This is a genomic window from Variovorax sp. OK212, from assembly GCF_900112425.1.
GTDB lineage: Bacteria > Pseudomonadota > Gammaproteobacteria > Burkholderiales > Burkholderiaceae_C > Variovorax.
The window spans coordinates 538361-552562 of record NZ_FOLP01000002.1 but is presented as its reverse complement, the minus strand read 5'-3'; the positions used below and the strand labels follow the sequence as shown (position 1 = coordinate 552562).

The 14202-nt window shown below is 69.8% G+C and carries 12 protein-coding genes; 6 read left to right on the top strand and 6 right to left on the bottom strand.

Translation table 11 applies throughout. The features are described 5' to 3' along the window. Positions 1-14 precede the first annotated feature (14 nt). Positions 15-731 (bottom strand): TetR/AcrR family transcriptional regulator, encoded by a 717-nt coding sequence (locus BM004_RS09180; RefSeq protein WP_093212712.1) that lies wholly within the window; start codon positions 729-731, stop codon positions 15-17. 201 nt (positions 732-932) lie between these two features. Here BM004_RS09180 and BM004_RS09175 point away from each other — a divergent pair, with 201 nt between their 5' ends. From BM004_RS09175 to BM004_RS09165, 3 genes are read left to right on the top strand one after another with little or no spacing between them, the layout of a single operon-like run. Beyond that, on the top strand, positions 933-1736 hold the full coding sequence (locus BM004_RS09175; protein ID WP_093212710.1) for an SDR family NAD(P)-dependent oxidoreductase: 804 nt from the start codon (positions 933-935) through the stop codon (positions 1734-1736). 26 nt (positions 1737-1762) lie between these two features. Next, the gene (locus BM004_RS09170) at positions 1763-2923 is read left to right on the top strand and encodes a DUF5938 domain-containing protein (protein ID WP_093212708.1); all 1161 of its coding nucleotides are present in this window, start codon (positions 1763-1765) and stop codon (positions 2921-2923) included. Positions 2924-2937: 14 nt separating this feature from the next. Next, a complete protein-coding gene (locus tag BM004_RS09165; protein WP_093212707.1) occupies positions 2938-4479 on the top strand; it encodes an AMP-binding protein in 1542 nt (513 codons plus the stop codon). A 43-nt stretch (positions 4480-4522) separates the two neighbouring features. On the opposite strand, the gene BM004_RS09160 is transcribed toward BM004_RS09165, so the two are convergent. Beyond that, the gene (locus BM004_RS09160) at positions 4523-6151 is read right to left on the bottom strand and encodes a class I adenylate-forming enzyme family protein (RefSeq protein WP_093212705.1); all 1629 of its coding nucleotides are present in this window, start codon (positions 6149-6151) and stop codon (positions 4523-4525) included. Positions 6152-6254: 103 nt separating this feature from the next. Further along, complete coding sequence (locus BM004_RS09155) at positions 6255-7091, bottom strand: hypothetical protein (RefSeq protein ID WP_093128187.1); 837 nt, start codon at positions 7089-7091, stop codon at positions 6255-6257. 260 nt (positions 7092-7351) lie between these two features. On the opposite strand from BM004_RS09155, the gene BM004_RS09150 reads away from it, so the two are divergent. After that, a complete protein-coding gene (locus BM004_RS09150; RefSeq protein ID WP_093212703.1) occupies positions 7352-8014 on the top strand; it encodes a DUF1345 domain-containing protein in 663 nt (220 codons plus the stop codon). Between the two features lie 31 nt (positions 8015-8045). On the opposite strand, the gene BM004_RS09145 is transcribed toward BM004_RS09150, so the two are convergent. The 3 genes from BM004_RS09145 to BM004_RS09135 are packed head-to-tail and all read right to left on the bottom strand — an operon-like array spanning position 8046 to position 11204. Beyond that, positions 8046-9050, bottom strand: a complete 1005-nt coding sequence (locus BM004_RS09145) for a DMT family transporter (protein ID WP_371268996.1) — start codon at positions 9048-9050, stop codon at positions 8046-8048. A 39-nt stretch (positions 9051-9089) separates the two neighbouring features. Then, positions 9090-9587 (bottom strand): methylated-DNA--[protein]-cysteine S-methyltransferase, encoded by a 498-nt coding sequence (locus tag BM004_RS09140; RefSeq protein ID WP_093128191.1) that lies wholly within the window; start codon positions 9585-9587, stop codon positions 9090-9092. A gap of 6 nt (positions 9588-9593) precedes the next feature. Further along, on the bottom strand, positions 9594-11204 hold the full coding sequence (locus tag BM004_RS09135; protein ID WP_093212701.1) for a DNA-3-methyladenine glycosylase 2 family protein: 1611 nt from the start codon (positions 11202-11204) through the stop codon (positions 9594-9596). 112 nt (positions 11205-11316) lie between these two features. On the opposite strand from BM004_RS09135, the gene BM004_RS09130 reads away from it, so the two are divergent. Together BM004_RS09130 and BM004_RS09125 are read left to right on the top strand one after the other, a co-directional pair. After that, the gene (locus BM004_RS09130; protein WP_093212699.1) at positions 11317-12699 is read left to right on the top strand and encodes a phosphomannomutase/phosphoglucomutase; all 1383 of its coding nucleotides are present in this window, start codon (positions 11317-11319) and stop codon (positions 12697-12699) included. Between the two features lie 21 nt (positions 12700-12720). Beyond that, the gene (locus BM004_RS09125; RefSeq protein WP_093128196.1) at positions 12721-14103 is read left to right on the top strand and encodes a 3-deoxy-D-manno-octulosonic acid transferase; all 1383 of its coding nucleotides are present in this window, start codon (positions 12721-12723) and stop codon (positions 14101-14103) included. Positions 14104-14202: the final 99 nt, after the last annotated feature.

Here is a 14202-nt window from a genome sequence, read left to right as displayed (position 1 = left end):
CGCGGCCCTTCGCGTCAGGCGGCCCGCTTGCGGGCCGGGGCCTTGGCGGGGAGGGCCGAGATCGTCGAGTTGGCAGCAACGTCGGACACAGCAGGCGCGGCGAACAGGTGCGAGATCGCGTGGCGCACATCGGCCTGCATGGCGGGCACGGCCTGGGTGTCGCCCGAGAGGTGCTTGAGCAGCCCCTGCTGGAAGAGGCCGTCGAACAGCGCGTAGGTGGCCGATGGCGGCATGCCCGACGGCCGGCCCGAGAGCTCGGCGAAGCGGCTCATGATGCGCCAGATCATGCTTTCCAGGCTCTTGTCGATCTGCACGACATCGGCGCGAAAAGCCTCCTCGAACAGCGCCTGCGAACGCAGGTCGTACCAGAGGCGGTGCACGTGGCCTTCGTCGCGCAGCGTGTCGCCCAGGCTCTGCAGGAAGCCTTCCATGAGCTCGTCGTACGTGGTGGCGCTTTCCACCGCGTGGTCGTAGCGCGTGACGCAGCGCGCCTTGTACTGCTTCACGCTGCAGATGATCAGGTCGACCTTGTCGCTGAAGTAGTAGTGCAGCACGCCGTGCGAGAACTCGGAGTTCTGCGCGATCTCGCGAAGGCTGGTGCGCGCGTAGCCGAGCGCGGCCAGCGTGGTGAGCGCGGCCTCGCCGAGTTCGGCGCGCCGCTCCGAGAACTTGTCGACGCGTGCCTTGGGCACCCGTTGCGCGTGTTTCTTGACCCGTTGATGTGTCGTCATTGAAAGCCGGGCCGCTGCGTGCCGGCCATTGTGTTCTTCGTGATTCGAAACCATAGCACGCAAGCGGGAGAACCCGCATCCGGCGTGCCACCGATGCATTCTAGAAAGTCTGGACGTGTGTCAAAGAAAAACTTGACACACGTCAAGGCCATTTCTAGCATGGCCTTTCCATCTCACAACCATATCCACAGGAGACAAGTGATGGCCAAGTTCGACTTGAAAGGGCGCAAGGCGCTCGTGACGGGTGGTGCGCGCGGCATCGGCGCGAGCATCGCCGAGGCGCTGGCGGCGGCGGGCGCTTCCGTGATGATCGGCGACGTGCTCGCCGACCTCGGGCGGGAAACCGCTTCGAGGTTGTCGGCGTCGGGTGCGAAGGTGGGCTTCGTGCCGCTGGACGTCACGAAGGACGCCGACTGGGCCTGCGCCACAGAGACCACGGTCAAGGAGCTCGGCGGCTTCGACATCCTTGTGAACAACGCAGGCATCGAGATCACGTCGCTGGTGATCGACGTCGACGCCGACGACCTGCGCCGCATGCTCGACGTGAACGTGGCCGGCACGCTGCTCGGCATGAAGCACGCGTTCCGCGCCATGCGCCCCGGCGGCAGCGCGGCCGGCGGCGGGGCGGTGGTGAACATCGCGTCGGTCGCGGCCACCATCGCGTTCCCGGCCATCGCGGGCTATTCCGCCACCAAGTCGGCGGTCGACCGCGCCACGCGCGTGGCGGCCATGGAGTCCGGCAAGCTGGGCTACGGCGTGCGCGTGAACTGCATCTACCCGGGGCTGGTGCCCACCGACATGGGCATGAAGCTGGCCAAGGACATCGTGGCCGCGGGCCTGGCGCCCAGCGTCGAAGCGGCGGTGGGCGACGTGGTCGGCCAGACGCCGCTCGGGCGCCTGGGCGAGGTCGGCGACATGGCCGACGTGGTGGTCTTCCTCTGCAGCGACGCGGCCCGGTTCATCACCGGCGCGGGCCTGGCGGTGGACGGCGGCATGGGCATGTGAGCACACAAACATCAAGGAGACACAGCATGAGCACCAGCAAGAGCAACAGCGCCAGCGCCAGCAAGAAGAAGCCGGTCGTCGTCTACGGCGCTTCCGGCTACACCGGGCGCCTCGTCTGCGAGTACCTGCGCGAGTACAACATTCCCTTCATTGCCGCGGGCCGCAGCGCGCAGAAGCTGGAAGCGGCCATGAAGTCCCACGTGCCCGGCATCGAGACCGCCAACTACGAGGTGGTGGAGGTGGCGCACACGGTGGGGGCGCTCACCGAGCTCTTCACCGGCGCGTCGGTGGTGCTCAACACGGTCGGGCCCTTCTCCAAGTTCGGTCCCGAGGTGGTCGAGGCCTGCCTGGCCGCCGGGTGCCACTACACCGACACCACGGGCGAGCAGGACTGGCTCATCACGCTCGAGCAGTCGTGGAGCGACAGGTTCGCCGCCGCGGGCCTGCTGCTTTCGCCGGGCCTGGCGCACATGTACACCACCGGTGAGATCGCGGCGCAGCTGTGCCTGGAGACGCCCGGGCTGGACACGCTGGACATCGCCGTGTTCTGGGGCGGCAGCCCGACCATCGCCTCGACCCAGACCATCCTGGTCAACGCGGCCACGTCAAAGGCCTACTGCCTGGAGCAGAACGAGTACGTGGAATGGCAACCCGACGCGGGCCTGTACCACCTGTCGATTCCCGGCCAGCACGAGGCGGCGCTGGCGCTGCCCTGGGGCGGCACCTCGCATCCGGTGTGGTTCAAGCGCGATCCGCGCGTGGCCACGGTGAAGGTGCTCGGCGGCGTCTTCAACAAGGCGCTGATGCAGGGCGTGCCGCAGATCGTGGCCGCCGCGCTGCAGGCCACCGAGGGCATGAACGAGGAGGACCGCTACGCCGCGTTGGCCAAGACCGCATCGGGCGTGATGAACACGATGCCGCCGCGGGAGAACCCGCGCCTCAACAAGTCGGTGGATTCGGTGCATGCCTCCGGTCCGCTGGGTCGGGCGCACTGCGTGATCTTCGGGAACTGCAACTACAAGCAGACCGGCTTGCTGCAGGCCTACGCGGCCCACTCGCTGCTGCAGCAGCCGCCCAGGCAGGTGGGGTTGGCCTCGGGCTGCCAGGCCTTCGGCCACCGCGAGCTGCTGGGCGTTCTGCGCAGCTTCGGCCTCGTGATGGAGCCGGTGCTGACGGTGCATCGCTGAGCGCGGAGGCTGCCATGCGCTTGATCGATTACCTGGACAAGGGCGCTTCGCTGGGGCCGGGTGCGCCCTGCCTGCGCATGGGGGCGGTGCAGCTGTCGTACAGCGACGTGCAGCGCCTGAGCTGCCGCGTCGCGCGCGCGCTGCAGCGCCGCGGCATCGCGCCGGGCAGCAAGGTGGCGGTGCTCTCGGGAAACGACCCCATCGCCTTCGGCTGCGTGTTCGGCCTGTCGCGCGCCGCGGCCGTGTGGTGCCCGGTCAACCCGCGCAACGAGGCGGCGGAAAACCGCTACGTGCTCGACGCGTTCGACTGCAGCTGCCTCATCTTCCACAGCAACTACGCGCCGCTGGTCGAGCAGATGCGCGCGGACCTGCCCAAGCTGAAGACGCTCGTGTGCCTCGACCGCGAGGTGCCGTTCGCGCCTTCGCTGGCGCAGTGGCTGGCCGGCGAGAGCGACGCGCCCCTCGACGTGACGCCGGTCGACGACGTGGCCATGATCGCCGGCACCGGCGGCACCACCGGCCAACCCAAGGGCGTGATGCTCTCGGGCGGCAACCTCGAGGCGATGTCGGCGCTGACCCTGATGGGCTATCCCTTCGAAGGCCGCCCCGCGTACCTGGCGCTCGCGCCGCTCACGCATGCGGCCGGCGTGCTGTGCCTGCCGGTGATGGCGCTCGGCGGGCAGGTGGTGATCATGCCCAAGCCCGACCTGGGCGAGTTCCTCGGGCTGATCGAGGAGCACCGCATCACCCACACCTTCCTGCCGCCCACGCTGATCTACATGCTGCTGCAGCACCCGCAGCTGGCCGCCACCCGGCTCGACTCGCTGCAGTGCTTCTGGTACGGCGCGGCGCCCATGTCGGCCGCGCGGCTGGAAGAGGCGCTGCAGAAGATCGGCCCCGTCATGGCGCAGCTCTTCGGCCAGACCGAGGCGCCGATGATGATCTCGATGATGTCGCCGCGCGAGCACTTCAACGCCGACGGCAGCGTGGCCGTGCATCGCCTGTCGTCGGCCGGGCGGCCCGGCGCGCTGGTGCAGGTGGGCGTGATGAACGCCGAGGGCGAGCTGCTGCCCACCGGCGAGAGCGGCGAGATCGTGGTGCGCGGCTCGCTCGTGATGCTGGGCTACTACAAGGACCCGCGCGCCACCGAAGAAGCCTCGCGCTTCGGCTGGCACCACACGGGCGACATCGGGCGGCTCGACGCCGACGGCTTCCTCTACATCGTGGACCGCGCCAAGGACATGATCATCTCGGGCGGCTTCAACGTCTACTCCGCCGAAGTGGAGCAGGCGCTGATGCAGCACCCCGACGTGCAGGACAGCGCCGTGGTCGGCCTGCCCGACGAGAAGTGGGGCGAGCGCGTGGTGGCGGTGCTGCAGCTGCACGCCGGCCGGCAGGTCGACGTGGAGGACATCAAGACCTTCGTGAAGGCGCGCATCGGCAGCGTGAAGGCGCCCAAGCAGGTCGAGGTGTGGCTCGACCTGCCGCGCTCCAAGGTGGGCAAGGTGCTGAAGAAGGACGTGCGCTCGGCGCTGCTGGCGGATCAGGCCGGCTGAGTCCGGCCGGCCGAACCGGGCCGCCTGATTCAGGCCGCCCGATTCAGGCCGCCCGGTACAGGTCCTGGTGCGCCTTGCGCAGCTCGAACTTCTGGATCTTGCCGGTCGAGGTCATCGGCAGCGCGGGCAGGAAGACGATGTTCTTCGGCACCTCGAAGCCGCCGAGGTGTTCCTTGCAATGCGCGGTGAGCGCGGCCTCGGTGAAGTCGGCCGGCGCGTCGGGCCGCCGCGTCACGAAGGCCGTGATGGCCTCGCCCCAGTGCGCGTGCGGCAGGCCGACCACGGCCGCGTTGAGCGCGGCGGGGTGGCGCAGCAGCACCTCTTCGACCTTGATCGACGCCACGTTCTCGCCGCCCGACTTCACCATGTCCTTCAGGCGGTCCAGGAAGATGAGCTGCCCGTCGCCGTCGAGCTTGCCCAGGTCGCCCGAGTGGTGCCAGCCGAAGCGCTGCGCCTGCGCGGTGGCCTCCGGGTCCTTGTAGTAGCCGAGCATCACGTTGGGGCCGCGAAACACGATCTCGCCGACCTGCTCGGGGCCGAGCAGGTCGCCGTCGTCGCCCATCACCGCGACCTCGTTCACCAGCGTGCCCACGCCCCAGTACGAGCCGAAGCGCCTGCGCTGCTCGTGCGCCTCGAAGATGGTGGCGCCGGGGTACATCTCGGTCTGGCCCGAGACCAGCGCGAAGTTGGGGCAGAACTCGTCGAGCAGGCGCATCAGCAGCGTGCGCGACATCGGCGCCATCGCATACACGCACAGCCGCAGGCTCGACAGGTCGCGCGCCGTGCGCTGCGGATGCGCCAGCAGCGCGCCGTACATCATCGGCAGGCCGACCATCACGCTGATCCCGTGGCGCTCGATGGCGCCGAGCACCGCGGCGGGGTCGAAGCCGCGCAGGACGACCACCGCGCCGCCCACCGCGAGCGCCGACATGAGCACCGTGTGCTGGCCGCAATGGAACAGCGGCAGCACGCTGCTCCACACGTCGGCGCGCTCGGGGCTGCTGCCCCATTCGACCATGTTGCTCAGTAGCACCGAGTGCACCGAGGCATGCGAATGCATCACGCCCTTCTGGCGGCCGGTGGTGCCGCTGGTGTACATGATGAGCGCGAGCTGCGTGCTGTCGATGGGCACGTCGGGCAGCGTGGCCGGGCCTTGCGAGATGGCCTGCGCCACGGTCGGCAGGCCGCCGGGCGGGGTGTCGCCGTCGAGCACGCACAGCAGCGGCGCAATGCCCTTGTCCTCAATCAGCGCGCGCAGTTCCGGCCGCGCATGCAGCGCGGTGTCGATCACCAGGTGGCGCACCTCGGCGTGCGCCAGGATGTAGCCGATGGCATCGACCGCCAGCGCGGTGTTGATCGGCACCCACACCAGGCCCGCCTTCTGGATGCCCAGCATCGCCACCACCATCTGGATGGAGTTGTTGCACAGCATGCCCACGCGCGCGCCGCTGTGCAGGCAGAGGCCCAGCAGGTGGTGCGCGAAGCGGTTCGAGGCGGCGTCGAGCTCGCGGTAGGACATGCGGTGCTCGCCCTCGAGCAGCGCCGTGCGCTCGCCGAAGCGGCGCGCGCTGCGGTGGAGCACGTCGCCCAGCGCGATGCGCGAGATTCGCGAAGCGAGGGAGACGGTGGAATCGGACTGCGACGGCGCGGGGCCGTAGGCGGCTGCAGGCATGCTGGGTGTCTCCGTTCTTCGTTGGTGGGGCGCAGCCTAAGGCTGGCCGCCACGCAACGTCTTGCGAAGACTGGCTACGCGCAACGCCTGCGCGCGGCGAGGCTCAGAAGCGCGCCTTGAGGAACGCCGAAGGCCCTTGCAGGCGCACCTTCAGCCGCGCGTCGCCGAAGTCCGCTGAGCGCGTCAGGTCGATGTTGGTCACGCCGTACGCCAGCACCAGGCCCACGTTCTTCACAGGGAACCACTCCACGCCCGCAGACGCGTTGTAGATGTTGCCGTGGAAGCGGCCACTGCTCTTCCACACGCCGGAGGCGTCGGCGAACAGGCGCAGGTCGGGCGTGATGGCGTGGCGCACGCCGATTTCGAGCAGCGGCGCGATCGCGTTGTCGCTGGCGCTTTCGCTGAGCGTGCCGACCTGGCCGTTCACAGAGGCAAGCGCTGTCACGCCGAGCGTGGCGCGGTAGTAGGCCGCACCGGCGCCCAGGCCGAGCACGGTGTTGCCCGAGCCGATCCACCACTTGTACGAGAGCTTGGCGAAGTCGAGCTTGGTGTTGACGGTGGCATTGCCGAAGGTGTTCAGCGTGCCGAAGCTGCCGAACGAGGTGTTGTTGGCCACGCCGCCCGAGTAGTCGCGCTTGTACTGGTAGTAGTCGAACGAGATGCCCTGGCTGTCGCCGAGCAGCACGTCGGCGGTGACGCGCGGCATCGTCACGCGGCCCGGCTTGATGTCGCCCGACTGCAGCGAGCCGTAGGGCGTGCTGACCGAGGCGTTGAACTTGGGGTCGGCGTTGAACGCCCCGACGGAGAAGCTGAAGCGGTCGAGCGCGGGCGAGGGGTCGGCGAGGGCCGGCGTGGCGGCAAGCAGAAACCCGGTGCCGAACAGTGCGCCGACGGCGCCGAAACGTGCGGTCCAGTCGAAGGGGCGGTTGCGTAGCAGCATGAATGAAGTCCTTGGTGACCTGGGGTGAAAGATGACGGATGACGGTGACTGCCGCGGGCACGTGATCGAAGAGTAGACGCCGCCAGTGCGCACTGGCGTGGCGCTCGTGCCTCCGGGCAAAACTCAAAACTCTCTCGAGCGGGCACCACGATAGGGGCGCGCGCGGGCTCGCCGAATGCGCGGATTGCCGTTGTGCGTGTAGGACTTTTTCGACGGTCGAATGCGCTATCGGGTGGCAACGGTGCGCGCTACAGTGCCGCATGCGCAGACACCTCTCCACCACCACCGGGCCGCAGCGTCTTTTCTACGGCGCCGTTGCCGGCGTCGCGACCACCGCGGCGCTCATGCCGGTGCCGCTGAGCGGCATGGCGCGCGCCCTGGCCGGGTGGTGCGCCGGCGTGCTGGTGTACCAGGTGCTCACGTGGTGGCTGGCCGAGACCTTCGACGCCGCGCAGACGCGCGCGCGGGCCCAGTCGCTGGACCAGCCCAACGTGGTGATCCTGGTGTCGATGCTGGTGGTGGTGGGCGCCAGCGTGGTGGCCATCGCCATGCTGCTGCAGCAGGTGAAGCTGCTCAGCGGCTGGGAGCGCGCGGCGCACGTGGTGCTCGGGCTGGTGGCGCTCGCGGGGTCGTGGCTCATGATGCATTCGATCTACGCGTTCCACTACGCGCACCGCTACTACATCGACCAGCGCGACGGCGCGCCCGACGGCGGGCTCGACTTTCCGGGCAAGAACGACGCGCCCGACTACTTCGACTTTCTCTACTACTCGTACGTGATCGGCATGACCTCGCAGGTCTCCGACGTGCAGGCCACGTCGAAGGAGATGCGGCGCATCACGCTGCTGCACAGCGTGATGGCCTTCGCGTTCAACATGCTGGTGCTGGCGCTTTCCATCAACGTGGTGGCGGGCGCCATCTAGGCCGCTCCGCCACGCACGGCTGCACAAGCGCTTATGCCGAGGCCTTGCTGCGCGGCAGGTTGAACTTGACGATGCCGGTGGACAGCGCCACGCCGCACACGATGACCGCCGCGCAGATCAGCATCCACTGCGTGATGCTCTCGCCGAGGAACACCGCGCCGTAGAACAGCGCGAACACCGGCACCAGGAAGGTCACGGTGAGCGCGCGCGCCGGGCCGGCGCGCTCGATCAGGCGGAAGAACAGGATGTAGGCCACGCCCGTGCAGGCCACGCCCAGCGCCAGCAGCGCGAGCCACGCGCGCATGCTGGGCATCTGCGCGGGCCACAGCCAGATGGCCGGAATGGCGAGGAACAGCGTGGCGCCGATCTGGCTGCCGGTGGCCGTGGTCAGCGCGGGCACGCCGCCCAGGTGCGCGCGCGCGGCGCTGGCCGAGATGCCGTAGCACAGGCAGGCGCCCAGGCAGGCCAGCACGGCCCACAGCGCCGCATGGCCGCTGGCGCCCGCATGCAGGCCGGCGCTGCGGCTGGCGAGCATGGCGACGCCGGCAAAGCCGATCACCAGGCCCACGATGCGCGAGCCGGCCGGGCGCTCGCGGAACCAGGCCCAGGCCACCAGCGCGCCGAACATCGGCGTGGTGGCGTTGAGCACGGCGGCCAGGCCGGTGTTGATGGTCAGAAGCGCGAAGCAGAAGAGCGCGAACGGCATGCCCGAATTGAAGACGCCGACCGAGAAGCTGGCCTTCCAGTGCTTGGCCAGCGAAGGCCCCTGGCCGCGCAGCAGCGCGATGGGCAGCAGGAACAGCGCGGCAATCGCCACCCGCACGGCGGCCGCGGGCAGCGCGCCGAACTCGGCCGCGCCGATGCGCATGAAGAGGAAAGACGCGCCCCACAGCGCACCCAGCAGCACCAGGTCGATGAGCCAGGCGGAGGGCGCGACGGGTGCGGCGGCCTTGGCCGCTGTGGCGGGTGTGGCGGATGCAGTGGGCGCCATGGATGCGGTGGGCTTGGCGGCGATGTTGTTGTTCGTTGTGGTCATGCGTCTTTGCGTCTTGCGTTCGGCTCTTCTTGCGGATTCTCAGAGCGCCTTTTCGAGTTCGAGCAGGGCGGTCTTGCGTTCGAGCCCGCCAGCGTAACCGGTCAGCGAGCCGTCGGCACCCAGCACGCGGTGGCAGGGCACGATCACGCTGATCGGGTTGCGCCCCACGGCCGCGCCCACCGCGCGCACCGCGGCCGGGTTGCCCACGTTCACGCTGAGCGCGCCGTAGCTGGTGGTGGCGCCGGCCGGAATGGCCAGCAGCTGCTGCCACACGCTCTGCTGGAACGCCGTGCCGTGCGACAGGTCGAGCGTCATGTCGAAGCTGTCGCGCTTGCCGGCGAAGTAGTCGCGCAGCTGCGCGGCCGCTTCCATGAGCGCGGGGTGGTCGTCCTTCGCGATCCAGCCCGCGGTGTCGGGCCAATGGCGCTGCTGGTCGAACCAGACGCCGGCCAGCCCCTGGTCGGTGGCCGCCATCGTGATGCCGCCCAGCGGCGTGTCGATGTGCGAGGTGTAGATGACTTTGCTCTTGAACTTCATGGCATTTCAGGCGGTGAGGCCTGCCGTGGTGATGAGGGGAGATCCGGTGGCGGCTGTATCCGTGGCCGTGGCCGTAGACGTGTCCTTGGGCGCGTGCCAGGCCCGCAGCACCGCGTAGCTGCGCCATGGCCGCCAGGCCTGCGAGGCTTCGCTGGCCGCGCGCGCGGTGGTCACGCCCAGTGCCTTCTGCAGCGCGACGTCGCCCGCCGGAAAGGCGTCGGGCCAGCGCAGGGCGCGCATCGCGATGTACTGCGCGGTCCAGGCGCCGATGCCGGGCAGCGCCTGCAGCGCGGCGATGGTGGCGGGCACGTCGGCGCCCGCATGCAGCGCCAGCTTGCCGGCCGCCACCTCGCGGGCGATGGCGTGCAGCGCGGTCTGGCGCTGCCGCACGATGCCGAGCTGGCCCAGCGCGTCGCCGCTGGCCGCGGCAATGGCCGCGGGCGTGGGGAACAGGCGGTCGAGCCCGTCGATGGGCGTGGCCAGCGGCTCGCCGAAGGCCTCGACCAGCCGCGAGCCCAGCGTGCGCGCCGCGGCCACCGTGATCTGCTGGCCCAGCACCGCGCGCACCGCGAGCTCGAAGCCGTCGACCGCGCCCGGCACGCGCAGCCCGTCGCCGTGCGGAAAGGCCGCGTGCAGTGTGGCGTTGATGGCCATGGGCTCGGCGTCGAGGTCGAACAGCGCGCGGGCGCGGCTGATGACGATCGGCAGCACCGCTGCTAGCGAGTCGCTGACCGACAGCAGCACCTGCTCGCGTTCGAGGTCGAAGCGCAACTGCAGCCAGCCGGCATGCGCCTGGCCGCCTTGCTGCACGCGCAGGGTGCGGGCCAGCTTCACATAGGTAGGCGTGCTGCCCTTCACGGGCGCCTTGCCGTCCGCGGTCGAGGCCGCCTCGACGCCGCGCAGCGCCCGGCGCGCGAAGAAGCCGAGCATGGCGTTGGCGTCGTAAGGCGGGCGAAAGCCCAGCCGCACCTCGATGGCCTTGCCTTCGCCGCCTTCGGCCGTGGCACCGCCGACACGGCGCAATGCGCTGGGATTCAGGCCGTAGTGCTCCAGGAAGGCGGCATTGAAGCGGCGCACGCTCGCAAAGCCGCTGGCCAGCGCCACCTGCGTCATCGGCAGGCGGGTGTCGGCGATGAGCTGCTTGGCGGCCAACAGGCGGCGCGTCTGCAGGTACTGCAGCGGAGAAACGCCGAACTGCACCTCGAAGATGCGCCGCAGGTGGCGGTCGCTCACGCCCAGGCGCGCCGCGATCTGGGCCGCGCCGGGGCCTTCTTCCGACCAGGCGTCGGGCTCGTCGATCAGCCGCGCGGCCTGCAGCGCGAGGATGCGCGAGGCGTCTTCGGTCGACCAGTTGGCCGCGCCCGTGGCGCGCGGGGCCAGTTCGGGCCGGCAGCGCAGGCAGGGGCGAAAGCCCGCGGCCTCGGCCTGTGCCGCATGGCGGAAGAACCTGCAGTTCTCGCGCCGCGGCAGCTTGACCCGGCAGACCGGGCGGCAATAGATGCCGGTGGAGGTCACGGCGGTGAAGAACGACCCGTCGAAGCGCGCGTCGTGCGTCTTCATCGCCAGGTAGCAGGCGTCGCTCTCGAGCGCTTCGGTGGGGCTGTGGCTGGTAGGCATGGGGAAATGATAAGGTTTCGAGTCGTTTCAACTGGCCGTTTTCGGACATGTGCCCTGCCGGAGCGTTGCCTACAATGCCTCGTTCGAAAAACCAACAGGGAAACGCCTTTCCATGCAGCTCAGCGCGTCGATCTTCAAGGCCTATGACATCCGCGGCATCGTGCCCTCCACACTCGATGCCGATGTGGCGCAGGCGCTGGGCCGGGCTTTCGGCAGCGCCGCGCGCGCGGCCGGCGAGAAGTCGGTGGCCGTGGGCCGCGACGGCCGGCTGTCGGGCCCCACGCTGGCCGAGGCGCTGATCAAGGGCCTGGTGGCCACCGGCATCGAGGTGATCGACGTGGGCGCGGTCACCACGCCCATGCTGTACTTTGCGGCGCACACGCTGTGCACCAGCGGCATCCAGGTCACCGGCAGCCACAACCCCAAGGACTACAACGGCTTCAAGATGGTGCTGGCCGGCCGCGCGATCTACGGCGACGAGATCCAGGGCCTGCGCAAGACCATGGAAGCCGGCACCGCCCAGCTCGCCCCCGGCGGCAGCGTGCGCAAGGTCGACGTGACCGACGCCTACGTGAAGCGCATTGCCGGCGACATCAAACTGGCGCGCCCGCTGAAGATCGTGGTCGATTCGGGCAACGGCATCGCCGGCGCCTCGGCCCCGGCCATCTTCCGCGCCATTGGCTGCGAAGTGACCGAGCTGTACAGCGAGGTCGACGGCAACTTCCCCAACCACCATCCCGACCCGAGCAAGCCCGAGAACCTCAAGGACCTGATGGCCGCGCTGGCCGGCGGCGACGCCGAGCTGGGCCTGGCCTTCGACGGCGACGGCGACCGCCTGGGCATCGTCACCAAGGACGGCCAGAACATCTTCCCCGACCGCCAGATGCAGCTCTTCGCGCAGGACGTGCTCTCGCGCGTGCCGGGCGGCACCATCGTCTACGACGTGAAGTGCTCGCAGCGCCTGGCGCCGGCCATCGAGGCCGCGGGCGGCAAGCCGATGATCTACAAGACCGGCCATTCGCTGATCAAGGCGAAGATGAAGGAAATCGATTCGCCGCTGGGCGGCGAGATGAGCGGCCACATCTTCTTCAAGGAGCGCTGGTTCGGCTTCGACGACGGCACCTATGCGGGTTGCCGCCTGCTCGAGATCCTGAGCAAGAGCCCGAACGCGAGCGACGTGCTCAACGCGCTGCCCACCAGCTTCTCGACGCCCGAACTGAACGTGGCCTGCGCCGAAGGCGAGCCGCACGCGGTGGTCGACACGCTGGTGAAGGGCGCCAGCTTCGCGGCGCCCGCGGTGGTCTCGACCATCGATGGCCTGCGCGTGGACTGGCCCGACGGCTTCGGCCTGATCCGTGCGTCGAACACCACGCCCGTGCTGGTGCTGCGCTTCGAAGGCCAGACCGATGCCGCGCTCAAGCGCATCGAGACCGAGATGCTGGCCCTGCTGCGCACCGTCAAGCCCGACGCCAAGCTGGCCGAAGCTGCCCACTGACCCCCACGTTGAACTGAGCCTGTGCGTTCCCTGCTGCTTCGCCTCTACGGCGTCTTCACCACCGCTGTGCAACCGCTCGTGCGCCGCAAGCTGCGCCGCCGCGCGGAGGCCGAGCCGGGCTACGGCGTGGCCGTGGAGGAGCGCTTCGGCCACTACGACGCCGCCATCACCGGCCAGGCCCAGTGCTGGGTGCACGCGGTCTCGCTCGGCGAGACGCGCGCGGCCGCCATCCTGATCGCCGAGCTGCGCCGCCAGTACCCGGGCGTGCCGATCTTGCTCACGCACGGCACCGCCACCGGCCGCGAGGAGGGCGCCAAGCTGCTCGAACCCGGCGACACGCAGGTGTGGCAGCCGTGGGACACGCCGGGCGCCGTGGCGCGCTTTCTCGACAAGTTCGAGCCGCGCATCGGCGTGCTGATGGAAACCGAGGTCTGGCCCGTGATGGCCGCCGCCTGCGCCGAGCGCCGCATTCCGCTGGTGCTGGCCAATGCGCGGCTCAACGAGAAATCGCTGGCCGCCGCGGAGCGCCTGGCCTGGCTCGCGCGCCCCGCGTATTCGGCGCTGACCGCCGTGTGGGCGCAGACCGAGGCCGACGCGCACCGGCTGGTGTCGCTGGGCGCCAAGGTGGCCGGCGTGTACGGCAACCTGAAATTCGACGCCACGCCCGACGCGCGCCAGCTCACCACGGCCACCTCGCTGCGCGAGCGCCTGCCCAAGCCGATGGTGGTGCTCGCCAGCTCGCGCGACGGCGAAGAGCGGCTGCTGCTCGAGGTGCTCAAGCGCTTCGGCGCCACCTCACCCGTGCCGCCCGAGCAGGGCGCGATCCGCTCGATTGCCAAGCGCGTGCACGACGTGCAATGGATGATCGTGCCGCGCCATCCGCAGCGCTTCGACGAAGTGGCCGCGCTGATCGAGGCCGAAGGCTTTGCCGTGGCGCGCCGCAGTGCGGCGGGGCAGCCGGCCGAAGCCGAGATCTGGCTGGGCGATTCGCTGGGCGAGATGGCGCTGTACTACGGCCTGGCCGACGTGGCGCTGCTCGGCGGCAGTTTCGAGCCGCTGGGCGGGCAGAACCTGATCGAGCCGGCGGCCTGCGGCTGCCCGGTGGTGATGGGCCCGTCGACCTTCAATTTCGCCGAGGCTGCGCAGCTGTCGCTGGCGGCGGGCGCGTCGTTGCGCGTCGAGGGCATGGAGCAGGCCGTCACGGCCGCGCTGAAGCTGGTGGAGAACCCCGAGCGCCGCGCCGCCATGGCGCAGGCCGCGCTGGCGTTCTCGTCGTCGAACCGCGGCGCGGCCGAACGCACGGCGTCGGCGGTGCTGGCGATCGCGCAGGCCGCGGAGCCGGTGGCGACGGAAAACGCGCCGCTGGACAGCGAGCCGCCGCGCGCGGAACCCACGCTCGACTGAGCCCGTATTCGAGTCTTGCTCCTTCCCCCTCTGGGGGAAGGCAGGGATGGGGCAGCGCCCAACGAGCGCGGTGATGGGGCCACGGCCGTCGTGCCCCCA